The sequence below is a fragment of the Tsukamurella pseudospumae genome (assembly GCF_001575205.1).
Classification (GTDB): domain Bacteria; phylum Actinomycetota; class Actinomycetes; order Mycobacteriales; family Mycobacteriaceae; genus Tsukamurella; species Tsukamurella pseudospumae.
This window is the reverse complement of the sequence record NZ_LSRE01000048.1, coordinates 76,353-94,058: the sequence shown is the minus strand read 5'-3', so window position 1 is coordinate 94,058 and position 17,706 is coordinate 76,353. Positions and strand designations below refer to the sequence as shown.

Below are 17,706 nucleotides of genomic sequence, written 5' to 3'. Positions count from 1 at the left end.
TGCAGGTTTCCCGTTCGTAACGGTGTTCAATTGGAGAAGGGGATCAGTCGACGGCGACCAGGGGGTAGACGCCGTTCTCGTCGTGGACCTCGGTGCCGACGACGGGCGGGTTGAACACGCAGAGCATGCGCATCCGGGTCCGCGTGGTGACGGTGTGCCGCTCGTTGCCGTCGAGCAGGTACATCGTGCCGGGCGCGAGCGGGTACTCGACGCCCGTCTCACGATCGAGGAGCGTGCCCTCGCCCTCCACGAGCCAGACGGCCTCCACGTGGTTGGCGTAGTGGAACTCGTTGACGGTTCCGGGCTCGATCACGGTCTCGTGGAAGGAGAACCCGACCCGGTCGCCGCCGAGGACGATGCGCTTGCTGCGCCAGTGGCCCGCGGCGACATCGCGCTCGGTGCCGGTGATCTCATCGGTGGTACGGACGATCATTCAGCTCAGCACCTTTCGGGTCGCGGTGGCCAGGATGTCGAGGCCCAGATCGAGATCGGAGTCGGTGATGGTCAGCGGCGGCAGCAGTTTGACCACCTCGTCCGACGGGCCGGAGGTCTCGGCGAGGAGCCCCTGCTCGTAGGCGGTGGCGCAGACCTCGCCGGCCTTGTCGGCGTCGGCGAAGACCAGGCCCTGCACCATGCCGCGGCCGCGGTGGCTCAGCTGCTCGGGGAACTCGGCGCACAGCTCGTCGAAGCGCTTCTCGATGTGCGCACCCTTGCGGAGCGTCTCCTTCTCGAAGCTGTCGTCCGACCAGAACTCGTCGATCGCGTGCTTCGCGGTCACGAACGCGGGGTTGTTGCCGCGGAAGGTGCCGTTGTGCTCGCCGGGGCTCCACACGTCCAGCTCGGGCTTCATCAGTGTGAGCGCCATCGGCAGGCCGTATCCGCCGATCGACTTGGACAGGGTGACGATGTCCGGGGTGATCCCGGCGGCCTCGAACGAGAAGAACGGACCCGTACGGCCGCAACCCATCTGGACGTCGTCGACGATCAGCAGCATGTCGTGCCGCTTGCACAGGTCGGCCAGGGCGCGCAGCCACTCGGGGCGCGCGACGTTGACGCCGCCCTCGCCCTGCACGGTCTCGACGATGACGCCGGCGGGCTTGTTCAGGCCGCTGCCCGAGTCGGCGAGCACGGCCTCGAACCACTGGAAATCCGGTGCGACACCGTCGAAGTAGTTGTCGAAGGGCATTGGCGTGGCGTGCACCAGCGGGATACCCGCGCCACCGCGCTTCATCGAGTTGCCGGTCACCGACAGCGCGCCCAGCGTCATGCCGTGGAAGGCGTTGGTGAAGTTGATGATCGACTCGCGACCCTTCACCTTGCGGGCGAGCTTCAGGGCCGCCTCGACGGTGTTGGTGCCGGTGGGGCCGGGGAACTGCACCTTGTAGTCGAGGCCGCGCGGGCGCAGGATCTTGTCCTCGAAGGTCTGCAGGAACTCGCCCTTCGCCACGGTCGACATGTCGAGCGAGTGGGTGATGTGCCCCTCGGAGATGTACTCGACGAGGGCCTGCTTGAGCTTCGGGTGGTTGTGCCCGTAGTTGAGGGCGCCGGCGCCCGCGAAGAAGTCCAGGTAGCGGCGGCCGTCGCGGTCGATCAGCCACGACCCCTCGGCCCGGTCGAAGACGGCGGGCCAACCGCGGGAGTAGCTGCGCACCTGCGACTCGCGGGTGCTGAAGATCGAGGGCTGCTCGAAATCGGCAGTACTGGTGTTCTCGTCGGTCAGGGTGGACATGGTGATCCTCCTAGTGGGCCTGCAGCCCCCGCCGGTCAGGCGGGGTCGATGACGTACAGCTGCTCCGGCTCGTGGGGGTCGGATTGCGTGGGGGAGATGTGGTGCGAGGCGAACAGGTCGCGCACCGTGAGAGTGGAACCGCGCTTCTTGGCCACGGAGCCGAACAGCTCCTGGGACGCGGTGTTGGATGCGGTGATCGTGGTCTCCAGGCGTGAAACGCCCGCCACCGCAAGATGATCCAACAGATCGATGAGCATACGCGAGGCGATGCCGTGACCGCGGTGCGCGGCGTCCACCGCGACCTGCCACACGAACAGCGTGTCCGGGCGGTCGGGTCGGCGGTAGCCCGTGACGAAACCCGCTACCGCACCGTCACGTTCGGCGACGATGGTGGTGGCGGCGAAGTCACGGCACAACAGCGTGTACGCGTACGTCGAATTGAGATCCAGAACCTCGGTGTCCCTGGCGATCTCCCACAGCCGGATCCCGTCGTCGATCGACGGGCGTCGGGTGGTGACCCCCGATCTCGCGGGGGCGGTGGGATCGCTCTTGTGAGACGGGCTCATCGCTTTCGACGCTAACAACCGGCCCGGCGGAAGTCACCCGCGCTCCGAAATCGGTCACTGGAACACCGGTGTATCCCCAGCGAGCCGGGTGAATGTGAGATGGGTCACATCATGGCGTGGAGGGGCCAGCCGCGCGAGCGACCCGGCCTCCAGCGCGGCCCACAACGCACCGTCGGGGCCGAGGGCGATCCCGTGCGGCTCCGCGCCGGGCATCGGTAGCTCGTACCTGCGGATTCGCCCCTCCGAATCCACCGATCCGACCGCGTTCCCGGCCCATTCCGTGAACCACATCCGGGCGTCCGGTCCGGCGCAGATGCCGTGGGGCCGTGCGGCGGGGTCGGCGAGGGGCCCGTGCGTGACGGCCCCGTCGGGCGTCATCCGGCCGATCCGGCCGGCACCGATCTCGGTGAACCACAGCGCGCCGTCGGGGCCCGGGACGATGATGGTGGGCCCGGCGTCCGGCCCTACCGGATAGAGCGCGGTCTCCCCGGCCTCGACGTCGTACCGACCGACCTCGCCGCTCCCGACCAGGGTGAACCAGAGGCCGCCGTCCGGGCCGGCGGTCAGCGCGTAGGGACCGGAACCGGGGACGTCGTGGATCGTGATACTCATCGAGCGGCCTCCTGCGCGGCGAGAAAGGTGTCGATCTCGGCTGCCGACGGTGCCGCGGACGCGCCTGCGCCCGTGGCGGTGAGCGCGCCCGCGGCGTTCGCCCTGTGCAATCGCTCGGCCGGTGGGAGCTGCCAGCCGGCGGCGAGCGCGCCCGCGAAGGCATCACCCGCGCCCGTGGTGTCGACGACGTGCACTGCGAACCCCGGCGTCGCGATCTCGCCGTCCGGCCCGGACGTGCGGGCCCCGTCGCCGCCCAGGGTGGTGACGACCTGCGGAACGCGGCGCACGACCTCGGCGAGCGCCTCCGCCTCGTCCCGGTTGACGATCACCCCGTCGAGCAGGTCCACCAGCTCGTCGGGGAGGTCCTGCACGGGAGAGGGATTGAGCAGGACGACGGTGCCCGCCTCCCGCGCGGCGCGGGCGGCCTCGACGACCGTCTCCAGCGGGATCTCGAGCTGCAGCAGCAGCACGTCCGCCGCGGCGATGGCCCGCCGCGCACCGTCGTCGATGCGGACCTGTGCGTTCGCGCCGGGCACCACCACGATGTGGTTCTCGCCCGACGCGTCGACCGTGACGTTCGCGAACCCGGTGCTGCCGGCAACGCGCGCCACTCGCGTGACGTCGACGCCCGCCGCCGCGAGCGAGCCCAGTACCGTCTCGGCGGCGGCGTCCTCGCCCACCGCGCCCACGAACACGGTCGCGCCGCCCGCGCGGGCCGCCGACCTCGCCTGATTGGCGCCCTTGCCGCCCTGTCCGAAGATCACCGAGCGTCCCGTGATCGTCTCTCCCGGCCGGGGAAAACGCTCGCACACGGTGACCGCATCGAGATTCACACTGCCCACCACGACCACTGATGTCATGTCCGCACCCTACGACGCACCGTCGCCGTAGGCTCGGCCCATGACCATGATTCGTCCGTTCCTCATGTTCCAGGGCGGCACGGCTGCGGCCGCGATCGACCTGTACGTCTCGGCGTTCGACGGTGCCGTCCTCACGTCGGTCCCGCACGCGGACCCGGCGCAGGGCATCCAGTTGGCCGAGCTGGTGATCAAGGGCGAGCACGTGTTGATCAGCGACAGCGCGGTGAACCACGCCTTCGACTTCACCCCGTCGACGTCACTGTTCGTCGACTGCGACGACCGTGTCGAGTTGGAGCGTCTGACCGCGGTGCTCGGCGCCGAGGGAAAGACGTACATGCCGCTGGGGGAGTACGGCTTCTCGACGGCCTTCGCGTGGGTGGGGGACAGGTTCGGTGTCTCCTGGCAGCTCAACCTCGCGTGATCGCGTCACGCTGAGCGCAAGGCTGGGCGCGGGACGGCCACCGGCATACCGTCGCCCATCATGACCCGCCAGATCCGCTTCAACGCCTTCGACATGAACTGCGTCGCCCACCAGTCCCCGGGGCTGTGGCGCCACCCGGAGGACCAGTCCCACCGCTACAAGGAACTGAGCTACTGGACCGATCTCGCGAAGCTGTTGGAGCGCGGCACCTTCGACGGCATCTTCATCGCCGACGTCCTGGGGATCTACGACGCGTACAACGGCAACGGCGACGCCGCCATCAAGCACGCGGCGCAGGTGCCGGTGTCCGACCCGATCCTGCTGGCGTCGGCGATTGCCGGCGCCACCGAGCACCTGGGTATCGGGATCACCGCCGGTACCGGCTTCGAGCACCCGTTCCCGTTCGCGCGCAGGCTGACCACGCTCGACCACCTGACGAACGGCCGGATCGGCTGGAACGTGGTGACCGGCTACCTGCCGTCGGCGGCGAAGAACATGGGGCAGCTCGATCAGCTGCAGCACGACGAGCGCTACGACCACGCCGACGAGTACCTCGAGGTCCTCTACAAGCTATGGGAGGGCTCCTGGGAGGACGACGCGGTGATCCGCGACCGGGAGAGCGGCGTGTTCACCGATCCGTCGAAGGTGCATCCGATCGGCCACCACGGCAAGTACTTCGACGTGCCGGGCATCCATGTGGGCGAGCCCTCGCCGCAGCGCAGCCCCGTGATCTACCAGGCCGGCGCATCGCCACGAGGCCTGAAGTTCGCGACGGAGAACGCCGAGGCGATCTTCGTGGCCGCGCCGACCAAGGCGATCCTGAAGGACGTGGTGCGGACCGTCCGCGAGGGCCTCGTCGCCAACGGCCGGGACCCGTACTCCGCCAAGGTCTACACCCTCCTGACCATCGTGACCGACGAGACCGAGGCGAAGGCGCAGGCGAAACTAGAGGAGTACCACCGCTACGCGAGCGTCGAGGGCTCGCTGGTCTTCATGTCCGGGTGGATGGGCGTGGACCTGGGCGCCTACGACCCGAGCGATCCGGTGGGCGACGTGAAATCCAACGCCATCATCTCCGCCGTTTCCAACTTCCAGCAGGCCGACCCGTCCGGTAAGGACTGGACGGTAGAGGACATCGGCAAGTGGGGCCGGATCGGCGGCATGGGGCCGGTGCTCGTGGGGTCCGCGCAGCGCGTCGCCGACGAACTGCAGGAGTGGGGCGAGGAGACCGACGTTGACGGCTTCAACCTGGCCTACGCCATCACTCCCGGTACCTTCGAGGACATCGTCGAGTTCATCGTGCCGGAGCTGCGCCGACGGGGCGTGTACCCGTCCGAGTACACCCCCGGGACGCTGCGCCACAAGCTGTTCGGACAGGGCGACCGGCTCCCCGCCGATCACCCCGCCCGGCGGCACCGCTACGTGGGCGCGCCTACGCCGGCGTGAGTTCCTTCGCGTAGAGGCTCGCGCCCTTCGCGTCGCGCAGGTTCACCGTGAGCGCCCGCGAGCCCGAGTCGATCGTCACCTCGCCGAAGTGCTGGAAGCCCTCGGCGGGGGACGTGTTCGGCGTGTCCGGGGCGTGCACGAACTCGTACTGCGCCCCGAAGGTCCCATCCAGCGGGCTCTTCGGGAACGCGCCTGCGTTGAGCGGGCCCGAGACGAACTCCCAGAACGGCGAGAAGTCCTGGTACGTGGCCTTGTCCGGGTGGTAGGAGATCGCGGCGGTGTAGTGCACGTCGGCGGTGAGGTACACGATGTTCTTGACGTCCTTGGTCCGGGACAGGATGCGGGAGAACGCGATCTCGCGCCCCAGCGGCGTGCCGTTCTCACCCTGTGCCACCGCCTCCATCGACTTCGGGCCGTCCTTGGGGTCCGACAGCGAGTCCGGCACGACGATGCTCAGCGGCAGGTCGTTCGCGACCACCTTCCACGTGGCGGTGGAGCCGCTCAGGCCGTCGATCAGCCACTGGGTCTGCTTGGCGCCCAGGATGCCGCCGTCGTCGGTGGTGGCCCAGTTGTTCGGGTTCGGATCCTTGTAGCTGCGCATGTCCAGCACGAACACGTCGAGCAGCGGGCCGTAGGAGATCTTGCGGTACAGGCGGCCGTCGGCGGCGTCGGTCGGCTGCACCGGCTGCCACTCCCGCCACGCCCGATAGGAGTATTCCGCCAGCTTGTTCACGTCGGTCTCGGTGTAGCCCTTGCGCTTCTGCCCCGCAAGGGACTCGCCCGGGTACCAGTTGTTGATCACCTCGTGGTCGTCCCACTGGATCAGCTGCGGCACGGTCGCCGCGAACCGGCGGTAGTGCTCGTCGAGCAGGTTGTAGGCGAAGTTGCCGCGGAAGTCGTCCAGGGTCTGCGCGACCTGGTTCTTCGCCGCAGCGGTGACGTTGCGGTAGGTGTTGCCGTCGTTCTGCTTCTGGGTCTCCGGCACGGGGTTGTCGGCGTAGATCGCATCCCCGGAGTGGATGAAGAAGTCCGGCCGAGCGTCGGCCATCGCGCCCATGATCGCCATGCCGCCATCGCGATTGATACCCCAGCCCTGGCCCACCACGTCACCGGACCACAGGAACTTGACGTTCCCCGCCGCCGGTGCCGTGCGGAACGTGCCCGCGCGGGGCTCGGACAGCGCGCCGTTCTCGCCCTCGAGGGTGACGCGGTAGTGCACCGTCTGCCCCGGTTCGAGACCGGTGATGCGGAACCGCCCGGCACCGTCGGACAACGGGTCCAGCTTCGGGCCCTCGAAGCGGCGCGGGTCGCTGAAGGACTCCGACGAGGCGGTCTCCACGATCATCCGCGCGGGCGTGTCCGAACGGGCCCAGACGAGGGCACCGTCGGTCCGCGGATCGCCCGAGGCGATGCCGTGCGTGAGGCTGGGGCGGCCGCGCACCAGGCCGGTCGAGCCGGCCGACGACGAGGCCGCGGCACCGTCGGACGACGTACCGCAGGCGGACAGCAGTGCGCCTGCGGGGACGAGCAGCGCGCCGGCGGCACCGGCGCGGAGGGCGGTGCGACGCGAGAACGGGGAATCACTGAGGGGCATGGACAGGACGATGCCCGGATCGGGTTCCCGCCCGGCGAACGCAGGGTTACCAGCGGGGATGCCGGACGGTGTCCACCTGATGAACCGGTGGCGGTGGATGGATCGTTCGATTCTGTTAACGTCGAACGCGCGGTAATCACACGTCCGGTGGGCCCAGCAGTGTCTAGCCACAGGCAAGCCCGGTCCGCACGGTGACCAACGCCAGGGGCTGATCTGCATGCCTGATAATTCAACATCGCCTTCCGTGGAATCTCCGTTGTCCGTGACCGGACTTCAGGAGACCGAGCAACAGCGCAAGAAGACGCTTCACAAGGCCATCGGCGCTTCCGCGATGGGCAATTTCACTGAGTGGTTCGACTACGGTGTGTACGCCTCGACGGCGGTCTACCTCGCGAACGCGCTGTTCCCCGAGGACTCGGGCAACTTCGGAACACTTCTCGGCTTCGCCATCTCGTTCGTGCTTCGGCCGCTGGGCGGGTTCGTCTGGGGTCCGTTGGGCGACAAGATCGGTCGCAAGGCGGTTCTCGCCACGACCATCCTGCTGATGGCGGGTTCGACCGCGCTGATCGGCTTCCTTCCGACCTTCTCCTCGGTCGGCTGGCTCGCGCCGATTCTGCTGATCCTGCTGCGTGTGGTGCAGGGGTTCTCGACCGGCGGCGAGTACGGCGGCGCCGCGACCTTCATGGCCGAATACTCGCCGGACCGGCATCGCGGTAAGTACGGAAGCTTCCTCGAGTTCGGCACCATGTGCGGCTTCGCCGGCGGTACCGCGATTGTGCTGCTCCTGCAGGTGCTGCTGTCCGACGACCAGATGCAGTCGTTCGGCTGGCGTATCCCGTTCCTGTTCGCGCTGCCGATGGGCCTGATCGGCTGGTACCTGAGGAACCAGATCCACGACAGCCCCGTTTTCGAAGAGGTCAAGGAGCAGAACGAGAACCAGGACTCGGTGCTCGCCGGCATCAAGCAGTTGCTGACGCAGCAGTGGCGCCCGATCCTGATCCTGTTCGGCCTGGTGATCGCGCTCAACGTGTCGAACTACACGCTGATCGCCTACATGCCTACGTACCTGCGCAGCGCTATCGGAATGGACCCCGAGTCCGGGTCGAAGATCCTGCTGGTGGCACAGGTGATCATGGCGGCACTCATTCCGTTCTTCGGCGCGTTGTCCGATCGCACCGGACGGAAGCCGATGTGGTGGCTGTCGCTGATAGGTCTGCTCCTCTTGGCTTGGCCGATGTTCGAGCTGATGAAGCAGGGCGTCGTGTGGGCGATGCTGGCGCTGGTCGTGCTCGGTGTTCTGTACATCCCGCAGCTCGCCACGATCACAGCGACCTTCCCCGCGATGTTCCCCACACCGGTTCGCTTCGCAGGCTTCGCCATCGCCTACAACGTGGCCACCGCGGCCTTCGGCGGTACAGCGCCGCTGGTGAACGAGGCTGTGGTCGACGGGACCGGGCAGTCGATGTTCCCCGCCTGGTACATGATGGGCGCCTGCGTGATCGGCCTGATCGCCCTGCCGTTCCTCCAGGAGACGAACGGCTGCTCCCTGCGCGGCACCGAGGTGCCGGGGCCCGACACCGACGCGACTCGGCTCGCGCAGATCGAGGAGGCGAGGCTCGCCAAGGCGAGCTGACGCCGCCGTTAGGCTGGTGCGATGACCAGGATCATCGCGGGGGCGGCTCGCGGGCGCAGGCTCGCGGTGCCGCCCCGCGGCACCCGCCCGACCTCGGACCGCGTGCGGGAGGCGCTGTTCAGTGCACTGCAGTCGCGTCTGGACTTCGACGGGCTCGCCGTCCTCGACCTGTACGCGGGCTCCGGCGCGCTGGGCTTCGAGGCGCTGTCGCGCGGCGCCGCCCGCGCTGTCCTCGTGGACTCGGATGCCAAGGCGGTCATGGTGATCAACCAGAACGCGCGCACCGTCGGGCTCGACGGGGCGGTGGCGCACCGTCGGGCCGTGCGGGCGTTCCTGGACCTCCCGGCCGAGCCCTTCGACCTGGTCCTGCTGGACCCGCCGTACGACGTGCCGGCGGAGGCCGTCGACGGTGACCTCGCCGCGCTGTCCGGCGGTTGGCTCGCGGCCGGCGCGCACGTGGTGGTGGAGCGCTCGGCCCGGACGCCGGCGGCGACGTGGCCGGAGGGATTCGAGCTCGACATGTCCCGGGACTACGGAGAGACCCGCGTGGAGATCGCCGTCTGGCAGGATGACCGGGTATGAGCAAGGCGTGCTGCCCCGGGTCCTTTGACCCCATGACCAACGGCCACCTCGACATCTTCCGCCGCGCCGCACGGATCTTCGACGAGCTCGTGATCACCGTCGTGGTGAACCCCAACAAGCAGGGCATGTTCTCCATCGACGAGCGGATCGCGCTGATCGAGGAGAATGTCGCGGACCTGCCCGGAGTCACCGTCGACCGGTGGACGGGGCTGCTCGTGGACTACGCGCGGGACAACGGCGTGGCGTGCATTCTCAAGGGGCTGCGCAACTCCACCGACTTCGACTACGAGCTGCCGATGGCCGGGATGAACATGCACCTGACCGGCGTCGAGACCGCGTTCCTGACCACGGCCCCGCGGTATTCCTACGTCTCGAGTTCGCTGGTCAAGGAGGTCGCGAAGCTGGGTGGCGATGTCTCCGAGCTGATCCCGCCCAACGTGCAGACCGCGTTGGCGGCCAAGTTGTCGTGAAATCGGTCGATTCCTGGATCACGAGGCCGGATCGGGCCTCGTAGGGGAGGAATCCGCCGAATCGACGACCCGCTCGACACGCGGCGGCGGCGTTACGGCGAAACATCGGTCCCACCCGTCACAATGGGTGTATGTACCGCGTATTCGAAGCACTGGACGAGCTGGGCGCCATCCTGGAGGAGGCGCGCAGCGTCCCCATGACCGCCGGATGCCTCGTGCCCCGCGGGGATGTGCTCGAGCTCCTCGACGACATCCGTGACGCGTTCCCGGCCGATCTGGACGACGCGCAGGACGTGCTCGACCAGAAGGATCGCCTGATCAGCGAGGCGCGCACCCACTACGACACCACCGTGACACAGGCGAACTCGGAGGCGGACGCCACGCTGAGCCGCTCGCGCGCCGAGGCGGACCGCCTGCTGGCCGACGCGAAGGCCCAGGCCGACCGCATGGTGGCCGAGGCCCACCAGCACGCCACGGGGCTGGTCGCCGAGGCCCGCGCCGAGGACGAGCGGGTCCGACGGGGCGCCCAGCGCGAGTACGAGGCCGTCACCGGCCGCGCGCGGTCCGAGGCGGAGCGGGTCGTGGCCGACGGTAACGCCGCGTACCAGCGCTCGGTGTCCGAGGGCATCGCCGAGCAGGAGCGCCTGGTCTCGGAGACCGAGGTCGTGGCGGCAGCCAAGGGTGAGTCGGACCGGATCATCGACGCGGCCCACGCGGAATCCGACCGCCTCCGCGGCGAGTGCGACGTGTACGTCGACACCAAGCTCGCACAGTTCGAGGAGGTTCTCGGGGCCACCATGCGTTCGGTGAACCGCGGCCGTCAGCAGTTGCGCACCGCCGCCGGCGTGCACGACTACAGCGACCACGGCGCCGCCGACGGCTACCTCGAGGAGTTCGCGGAGTCGCGCGCGGATACGCACCGGGCTTCTTGACGTACAATCGGGTGTTTGGCTCGACCCCCGACACTTTCCGAGGTTTGTTGTGAACGAAACCAGTGCCGCCGTGCGCCAGCCGGCCGGCAAGCCGTACGTCCTCGACGTCCGAGCCTTCGGTCGTCGTCCGGGCACCTCTGCGCAGATGCACCGCACCGTGGCCGCTCCCGAACGGATCGGTGTCGACCTGATCGGCATCGAGGCCGGCGAGGAGATCGACCTGGACCTTCAGGTCCAGGCCGTGTCCGAGGGGGTCCTCGTGACCGGCACCGTGAGCGCCGACACGACCGGGCAGTGCGCGCGCTGCCTGGGCGAGGTGTCCGGCGCCCTCAACCTGTTCCTCACCGAGTTGTACGCCTACCCGGACAGCGAGACGGCGAAGACCACGGACGACGACGAGATGTACCGCATCGACGACGATCTGATCGACCTCGAGCAGGCCATCATCGACGCCGTCGGGATGGAACTGAACCTCGATCCCACCTGCTCGCCGGACTGCCGGGGCCTGTGCCAGGTGTGCGGCGAGCGGCTGGCGGATCTCCCCGCAGACCACGCCCACGAGCAGCTCGATCCCCGCTGGGCGAAGTTGGCGCAGTTCTCCTCGGCCGCCGAGGGCGAGGCCGACGACAAGTGAGCAAGCGCCTTCCCGCGCCGCCCGCCACGGACCGCGCCCCGCTGCTGGAAGCACTGGGCGTCGGTCTCGAAGACGAGCTGCTCACGCTCGCCCTCACGCACCGGTCCTACGCCTACGAGGCGGGCGGCCTGCCCACCAACGAGCGGCTGGAGTTCCTGGGCGACAGCGTGCTGGGGATCTCGGTGACCGAGTGGCTCTACGTGACTCATCCCGACAAGCCCGAGGGTGAGCTCGCGAAGATCCGCGCCAGCGTCGTCAACATGCACGCCCTGGCGCGCGTGGCCCGCGGGCTGGGGGAGGGCGGCCTCGGCGCGCACCTGTTCCTCGGCCGTGGTGAGGAGCTCACGGGCGGCCGCGACAAGGATTCGATCCTCGCCGACGGCACGGAGGCCCTGCTGGGCGCCGTGCACATCGAGCACGGCATCGACGTTGCGCGCGAGGTGGTCCTGCGCCTGTTCTTGCCGCTGCTGACGGCGTCGTCGTCGATGGGCGCCGGCCTGGACTGGAAGACCTCGCTGCAGGAGCTCACCGCCGAGCGGGACCTGGGTGCGCCCGCGTACCGGGTCAGTTCGACGGGGCCCGACCACGACAAGGAGTTCACCGCCGTCGCGGTGGTCGATGAGCACGACCTCGGCGAGGGCGTGGGTCGCACCAAGAAGGAAGCCGAGCAGCGCGCCGCCGCAGCGGCGTGGAAGTCCTTGGACGAGAACGACACCGACTCGTCGGCTGCGGAAGCCGACACGGTCGCTGCGGAGCCCGCACCCGAGTCGGCCTGATGCCCGAGCTCCCCGAGGTCGAGGTCGTCCGCCGCGGCTTCGTCGATCACCTGGTGGGGCGCGGGGTCACCTCCGTGGAGGTCCTGCACCCGCGGGCCGCGCGTCGGCACGCCGCGGGCGAGGCCGACATGATCGGCCAGATCACCGGCGCCACCGTCGAATCCGCGCAGCGGCGCGGGAAGTTCCTGTGGCTGCCCCTGACGCGCCGCGGTGAATCGGCGGATGCCGCGATCGTGGTGCACCTGGGGATGAGCGGGCAGATGCTGGTGGGCCCGGGCGACGACCGCCACCTGCGCATCCGGGCCGGGTTGTCCGACGATGCCGTGCTCCGCTTCGTCGATCAGCGCACCTTCGGCGGCTGGGCGGTGGACCCGCTCGTGGAGGTCGCCGGCACGCTCGTCCCGGAATCGGTGGCGCACATCGCGCGCGATCCGCTGGATCCGCTGTTTGACCGGGATGCCGTGGTGCGGCGGATGAAGGCCAAGGACACCGAGATCAAGCGGATCCTGCTGGATCAGACCGTGATCTCCGGCGTGGGCAACATCTACGCCGACGAGGCGCTGTGGCGCTCCGGCATCCACGGCCGGCGGCGCGCGTCGGCGCTGACGAAGCCCGCCCTCGGCCGGCTGATCGACGATGCCACCGACGTGATGCGATCCGCCCTGGACCAGGGTGGCACCAGTTTCGACTCGCTGTACGTGAACGTCAACGGCCAGTCCGGCTACTTCTCGCGCAGCCTCGACGCCTACGGGCGCGACGGTGATCCTTGCCGACGATGCGGGACGATCATGCGGCGCGAGTCCTTCATGAACCGGGGCTCGCACTTCTGCCCGAAGTGCCAACCGCAGCCACGGGGGTAGTCGCGCCGCGAGCGCACCGGGTAGTCGTCACGCGGCCATGCGCCGCCGGCGATCGAGGTAGTCGCCGATCGAGGAGACGGCGCGCTCGAGGATCGATACCTCGGGCAGGCAGACGATCCGGAAGTGGTCGGGCTCGGGCCAATTGAATCCGGTCCCGTGCGTCACGAGGATGTGCTCGGTGCGCAGGAGGTCGAGGACGAACTCCTCGTCGTCGTCGATGCCGAACATCTCGCGATCCAGCCGCGGGAAGCAGTACAGCGCGCCGCGCGGCGGAACGCAGCTGACACCGGGGATGGCGTTGAGCGCGTCGGCCGTGACCGCGAGCTGCCGCGCCAGCACGCCGCCCGGATCCACGATGTCGCCGGACAGGGGAGAACCGGGTCGCCCGGCCTCCAGCGCGAGCGGGATCGCGTACTGGCCCGCCACGTTCGGGCAGACCCGCATGTTGGACAGCAGTGTGATGCCCTCCAGCAGGTCGGCGGCCTGGGAGAGTGCGCCCGTCGCCATGACCCAGCCGGCACGGTAGCCGCACACCCGGTACGCCTTCGACAGCCCGCCGAAGGTCAGGCACAGCACGTCGTCGCCGGCCGCGCGGGCCGCGTGATGATGCCGGGCGCCCCCGAAGACCAGTTCCTCGTAGATCTCGTCGCTGAGCAGGACGAGGCCGTGCCGCCGCGCGACATCGGCCATCCCGCGCACCGTCTCCTCGCTGTACACGGCGCCGGTCGGGTTGTTGGGGTTGATCATCACCAGCGCGGTGGTCCGCGGCGTCACCTTGGACTCGATGTCCTCGATCGACGGGTTCCAGCCGTTCGCCTCGTCGGCCGCGTAATGCACGGGGACGCCGCCGGTGAGGTTCACGGCGCCCGTCCACGTCGGGTAGTCGGGTGCAGGCACCAGGATCTCGTCGCCGGGGTTCACGAACGCCTGCAGCGTGAGCGTGATGAGCTCGCTGACGCCGTTGCCGAGGAAGACGTGCTCCGCGGAGGCCGCCTCGATGCCGCACCGCCGGTAGTGCTCGGCGACCGCCTCGCGGGCCGGAGCGATGCCACGCGAATCGGAGTACGCCTGCGCGGCGCCGAGATTGGCGGCCACCGCGTCGACGATCTCCGGCCGCGCGTCGAGGCCGAAGGGCCGCATGTTGCCGAGGTTGAGGCGGAGCACGTCGTGTCCCTCGCGCTCGAGGCGCATCGCCTCGGTCAGGATCGGGCCCCGCACGTCGTAGCGCACGTCGCGGAGGCGGTCGGACTGCCGGTAGATCGTCATGGGTCCATCCCATCGTCTATGCGGACCGATGAGAAGCTCCACTTTCGTCGATTCGGCAGGACCACTTCGTCGCGAGCGGCCTACACTTCCCCCATGACTCGCACCGCCGCCTCCGGCTCCCTCGTCCTGGGCGAGATCGCCGGCGCGACCGAGCTGGTGGGGGCGATCGTCCAGCGGATCGCGGACGGCGCACTGTCCGACGGTGACCGGCTCCCGTCGAGCCGCGCCCTCGCCGAGCAGGCCGGCGTCTCGCGGGGCACCGTCGTGCGGGCGTTCGACGAGCTCGCCGCGGCAGGATTCATCGTCGCCCAGCACGGCTCGGGCACGCGGATCAGCGACGGTGCCGCCGTCGCCGCGCGCGCCGGGGCGCGGACCCGCGGTGTCGCGCCCACGCCGTCGACGCCCGACCCCGCTCCGCGGCAGGGGCGCTCCCCGCGCGACCTCCGGCCGGGCATCCCCGACGCGGCGCTGATCGACGAGCGGGCATGGCGGCGCGCGGTTCGGGCGGCGGCGGGTGGGATGGCCGGCGTGAATCCGTGGGAGGAGCCCAGTCCCACGCTGGTGGCCGCGCTGTCCGGGCACCTGCGACGGCATCGCGGCATCGCCGACGCGCAGCCGCTGCTCTTCGACAGCTCGCGGTCCGCGGTCGCCGCGCTGTACGCGGCATTCGTCGACGCCTCGCCGGGTCGGTCCGCGGTGGTGCACATAGAGGATCCCGGGTACCGCGGCGCGCTGCTCATGGCCCGTGACCAGGGCCTCGACGTGAGATTCCACGCCGCCGATCCCGACGGGCTGTCGACTGCGGCGCTCGGCGACGACCCCGCGATCGTCTTCACCACGCCCGCGCACCAGTACCCGCTGGGCCACCGGATGAGCGTCGAGCGCCGCGTCGCATTGGCGGAGTGGGCCGGCCGGACGGGGTCGCTCGTCATCGAGGACGACTACGACGGCGAGTTCCGCTACGGCGTCGCCCCGCTGCCGGCACTGGTGACGCTTCCCGGCGCGGCCGATCACGTGGCGTACGTGGGGACCTCGTCGAAGTCGCTGGCACCGGACCTGCGGGTCGCCTGGTGCGTGCCGCCGGCCGGACTGCGCAGGCCCGTGGAGCGCTGGCTGGCGGTCCACCGACGCGGACCGTCGGCGCTGCCCGCCGACGCGCTGGGGGAGTACATCCGCACCGGCGCGATGGATCGGCACCTGGCGCGCGCGGCCCGCGTGTACAGCGACCGCCGGATGCGGCTGGTGACGGTGCTCGGCGAGCACTGCCCCGAACTCGTGGTGACCGGTGTGGAGGCGGGGCTGCACCTGTGCGTGCTGCTGCCCGGGCATGACGACGAGGCGGTGGTCGGAGCGCTCAGCGAACGGGATTGGCGCACGCGATCGTTGAGCAGCCAGTGTGCGGCGGAACCGGTCCCGGGGCTGGTACTCAGCTATGCGAGGCTCCACGGTCGCGATGCCGATGCGTTCGGCGCATCGCTCCGGGAGGTGCTGACCGGCCTGGCCCTTCCCACGCGATGAGGCGGGTCGTTCACGATGACGCGCAACGGATTCCGCAGTCGCCCGGTGGAGCACTGCCTGCGTCGCTAGAGTCGTGGACGCCGAATGTTCGAACGAGCGGCCGATCGTGCCGCGGTAGGGACTGAACACGACCTCATGAGCACGAGATTCGCAGATCGGCGCGCCGTCGGCGCCGCAGTGGCACTGACCGCGGCCCTGTTCATCGCCGCGGGATGCAGCAGCACCGCGGACACCAAGGACGTCGCATCGACGACCACCGCATCCGCAGCTGCGTCGACCACCACGGCGGGATCCTCATCGTCCGCCGGCGCCTCCGCGTCGCGCCCCGCATCGTCGGGATCGTCCGCGGCGCGGTCGTCCACGGCGGCCAAGCCGTCGGGCACGGTCACGGCCAAGGGCACCGACGGCAGCGAGGTGAAGCTGACGGGCCCGATCGCCGTCAAGTACGCGTCCGCGACCGAGGCCCAACGCAAGGGGCTCGGCCCGGTGCTGATGGGCTCGCACAACGCCGGCACCCGCGACAGCGGTGTGATCTTCCAACAGTTCAAGGGCGGCGTGATCACGGCTAAGAACGCCGACGCCGGAACCCCCGCCTACATCACCTGGGGCAAGATCCGCGACGCCTGGAACATTGAGCGCGACGCCGAGGGCAAGCCCCAGAAGGTGGGCGGCGCGAACGGCTCCGCCGGCCCGCTCGGCGCCGTGACGAGCGACGAGACCACCGTCGGATCGGTCAAGCAGACCACCTTCGAGCACGGCAAGATCACCTTCAACCCCCAGACCGGCAAGGTCGAGGTCACCGTCAACGGCAAGGTCGTGCCCGCGGGGCTGTAAGCCCGGCCACGACCGGACCCCGCGCGGCGCTCAGTTGATGATCTCGCCGCGGTCGGCGGGGGCCTTGGAGACGATGGTGTCGCGCCACATCCGCAGGGCCTCGGGCGTCAGCCGGGTCCAGTCGTGGACCTCGGCGACGACGCGCAGCGGCTCCGTGCTGCGGAACGAGCGGGTGGGGTTGCCCGGGAACTTCTTGTCGGTGACGTTCGGGTCGTCCTCGAACGCACCCGTCGGCTCGACCTCGTAGACGTGCGGGGCGGCACCGTCGGCCTTGAGTTCCGCAGCGAGCTCGGCACCCAGACCCGCACCGTCCCGCAGGGCCGTGAAGTAGATGTGGTTCATGACCACGTCCGGGTTGTAGTTGGAGCGGAACCCCGCGCGGAGGAGGTCCCCGGGCCGGAGTTCGGCGGTGGTTCCGTGGAAGAACGGGCCCTCGCCCGGCGCCTGACTCATTCGCCCAGCGTAGCGCTACGCCGCGCGCTTCGGCGCCGTGACGAGCGTTCGGATCAGGTGCACGACGCCCGCGAGGATCAGTGCGAGGAAGACCCACACGGCCACGGCCAGAACGGGATTCGATCCTGAACCGAGGATCGCCCCCGCGATCGTGATGGTCAGGAGGAGTAGCACTCCGGAGCCGATCATGAGCAGCCAACGCTGCAGAAGAGCGTCGAACTCCGCGCGGTGCTCGGCATCGAGCCAGTAGGCCCGGGTGCCCGGTGGGAGGTTGATCATCGCATCGGGGATCGCCGATACGAACTTCGCCAGCAGGGCGAACAGCACCGCGACCCCGGCCGCTCCGGCCGCGTTGATCGCCAGCGCCCTGCCGCGGGGCGAGAACGAATCGCCCGCGCCGTTCAGGCCCCAGTGCGTCGGGAACGGATCGGGGCCCGACGATGCCGCCCACGCCAGGGCCGCCGCGCACAGGATCAGTGAGCCGACGAAGATCCACCATCGAGGTCTCATGATTGCAAGG

Annotated in this window: 20 protein-coding genes; 11 read left to right on the top strand and 9 right to left on the bottom strand. The window is 69.6% G+C overall.

Annotated features, from left to right (window positions below; all coding sequences use genetic code 11):
* Positions 1-43 precede the first annotated feature (43 nt).
* Genes AXK61_RS19690 through AXK61_RS19670 form a run of 5 tightly spaced genes read right to left on the bottom strand, consistent with a single transcriptional unit; the run spans position 44 to position 3,767 of the window.
* The gene (locus AXK61_RS19690; protein WP_068746791.1) at positions 44-433 is read right to left on the bottom strand and encodes an ectoine synthase; all 390 of its coding nucleotides are present in this window, start codon (positions 431-433) and stop codon (positions 44-46) included.
* A complete protein-coding gene (gene ectB / locus AXK61_RS19685; RefSeq protein ID WP_068746790.1) occupies positions 434-1,729 on the bottom strand; it encodes a diaminobutyrate--2-oxoglutarate transaminase in 1,296 nt (431 codons plus the stop codon).
* A gap of 35 nt (positions 1,730-1,764) precedes the next feature.
* Positions 1,765-2,295, bottom strand: a complete 531-nt coding sequence (gene ectA, locus AXK61_RS19680) for a diaminobutyrate acetyltransferase (protein ID WP_068746789.1) — start codon at positions 2,293-2,295, stop codon at positions 1,765-1,767.
* A gap of 54 nt (positions 2,296-2,349) precedes the next feature.
* A complete protein-coding gene (locus AXK61_RS19675) occupies positions 2,350-2,907 on the bottom strand; it encodes a Vgb family protein (protein ID WP_068746788.1) in 558 nt (185 codons plus the stop codon).
* A complete protein-coding gene (locus tag AXK61_RS19670) occupies positions 2,904-3,767 on the bottom strand; it encodes a ribokinase (RefSeq protein ID WP_068746787.1) in 864 nt (287 codons plus the stop codon). The genes AXK61_RS19675 and AXK61_RS19670 overlap by 4 nt, the downstream gene beginning before the upstream one ends.
* A gap of 40 nt (positions 3,768-3,807) precedes the next feature.
* On the opposite strand from AXK61_RS19670, the gene AXK61_RS19665 reads away from it, so the two are divergent.
* Both AXK61_RS19665 and AXK61_RS19660 read left to right on the top strand, forming a co-directional pair.
* Positions 3,808-4,188: a VOC family protein gene (locus tag AXK61_RS19665; protein ID WP_068571038.1), complete on the top strand. Its 381-nt coding sequence runs from the start codon at positions 3,808-3,810 to the stop codon at positions 4,186-4,188.
* 60 nt (positions 4,189-4,248) lie between these two features.
* Positions 4,249-5,634: an LLM class flavin-dependent oxidoreductase gene (locus AXK61_RS19660; protein WP_068746786.1), complete on the top strand. Its 1,386-nt coding sequence runs from the start codon at positions 4,249-4,251 to the stop codon at positions 5,632-5,634.
* On the opposite strand, the gene AXK61_RS19655 is transcribed toward AXK61_RS19660, so the two are convergent.
* The gene (locus tag AXK61_RS19655) at positions 5,621-7,228 is read right to left on the bottom strand and encodes an alkaline phosphatase D family protein (RefSeq protein WP_068746785.1); all 1,608 of its coding nucleotides are present in this window, start codon (positions 7,226-7,228) and stop codon (positions 5,621-5,623) included. The genes AXK61_RS19660 and AXK61_RS19655 overlap by 14 nt on opposite strands.
* A gap of 331 nt (positions 7,229-7,559) precedes the next feature.
* Between AXK61_RS19655 and AXK61_RS19650 the strand changes: the two genes are divergently transcribed.
* From AXK61_RS19650 to mutM, 7 genes are all read left to right on the top strand, one after another.
* Positions 7,560-8,861, top strand: a complete 1,302-nt coding sequence (locus AXK61_RS19650) for an MFS transporter (protein ID WP_231855615.1) — start codon at positions 7,560-7,562, stop codon at positions 8,859-8,861.
* 21 nt (positions 8,862-8,882) lie between these two features.
* Positions 8,883-9,443, top strand: a complete 561-nt coding sequence (rsmD, locus tag AXK61_RS19645; protein ID WP_068746783.1) for a 16S rRNA (guanine(966)-N(2))-methyltransferase RsmD — start codon at positions 8,883-8,885, stop codon at positions 9,441-9,443.
* Positions 9,440-9,913, top strand: coding sequence for a pantetheine-phosphate adenylyltransferase (coaD, locus tag AXK61_RS19640; protein ID WP_068571043.1), 474 nt, complete (start codon positions 9,440-9,442; stop codon positions 9,911-9,913). Before rsmD ends, coaD begins: the two co-directional genes overlap by 4 nt.
* A gap of 131 nt (positions 9,914-10,044) precedes the next feature.
* Positions 10,045-10,845, top strand: coding sequence for a DivIVA domain-containing protein (locus AXK61_RS19635; RefSeq protein WP_068746782.1), 801 nt, complete (start codon positions 10,045-10,047; stop codon positions 10,843-10,845).
* A 49-nt stretch (positions 10,846-10,894) separates the two neighbouring features.
* Positions 10,895-11,479: a YceD family protein gene (locus tag AXK61_RS19630; protein ID WP_068746781.1), complete on the top strand. Its 585-nt coding sequence runs from the start codon at positions 10,895-10,897 to the stop codon at positions 11,477-11,479.
* Positions 11,476-12,255, top strand: coding sequence for a ribonuclease III (gene rnc / locus AXK61_RS19625; RefSeq protein WP_068746780.1), 780 nt, complete (start codon positions 11,476-11,478; stop codon positions 12,253-12,255). The genes AXK61_RS19630 and rnc overlap by 4 nt, the downstream gene beginning before the upstream one ends.
* Positions 12,255-13,115, top strand: a complete 861-nt coding sequence (gene mutM / locus AXK61_RS19620) for a bifunctional DNA-formamidopyrimidine glycosylase/DNA-(apurinic or apyrimidinic site) lyase (RefSeq protein WP_068746779.1) — start codon at positions 12,255-12,257, stop codon at positions 13,113-13,115. Before rnc ends, mutM begins: the two co-directional genes overlap by 1 nt.
* A gap of 27 nt (positions 13,116-13,142) precedes the next feature.
* Here the strand turns inward: mutM and AXK61_RS19615 are convergent, their stop codons facing one another.
* Positions 13,143-14,381 carry an aminotransferase class I/II-fold pyridoxal phosphate-dependent enzyme gene (locus AXK61_RS19615; protein WP_068571048.1) on the bottom strand — a complete coding sequence of 413 codons (1,239 nt, stop codon included), beginning with the start codon at positions 14,379-14,381 and terminating at the stop codon, positions 13,143-13,145.
* Between the two features lie 93 nt (positions 14,382-14,474).
* Here AXK61_RS19615 and AXK61_RS19610 point away from each other — a divergent pair, with 93 nt between their 5' ends.
* Positions 14,475-15,899, top strand: coding sequence for an aminotransferase-like domain-containing protein (locus tag AXK61_RS19610; protein ID WP_068571049.1), 1,425 nt, complete (start codon positions 14,475-14,477; stop codon positions 15,897-15,899).
* Between the two features lie 135 nt (positions 15,900-16,034).
* Positions 16,035-16,733, top strand: a complete 699-nt coding sequence (locus AXK61_RS19605) for an LGFP repeat-containing protein (RefSeq protein WP_068571050.1) — start codon at positions 16,035-16,037, stop codon at positions 16,731-16,733.
* 30 nt (positions 16,734-16,763) lie between these two features.
* Here AXK61_RS19605 and arr read toward each other — a convergent pair whose 3' ends face one another.
* Positions 16,764-17,186 carry an NAD(+)--rifampin ADP-ribosyltransferase gene (arr, locus tag AXK61_RS19600; protein ID WP_068571051.1) on the bottom strand — a complete coding sequence of 141 codons (423 nt, stop codon included), beginning with the start codon at positions 17,184-17,186 and terminating at the stop codon, positions 16,764-16,766.
* A 15-nt stretch (positions 17,187-17,201) separates the two neighbouring features.
* Entirely contained in the window at positions 17,202-17,696 is a 495-nt protein-coding gene (locus AXK61_RS25175; protein ID WP_068746778.1) for a DUF1648 domain-containing protein, read from the bottom strand.
* Positions 17,697-17,706: the final 10 nt, after the last annotated feature.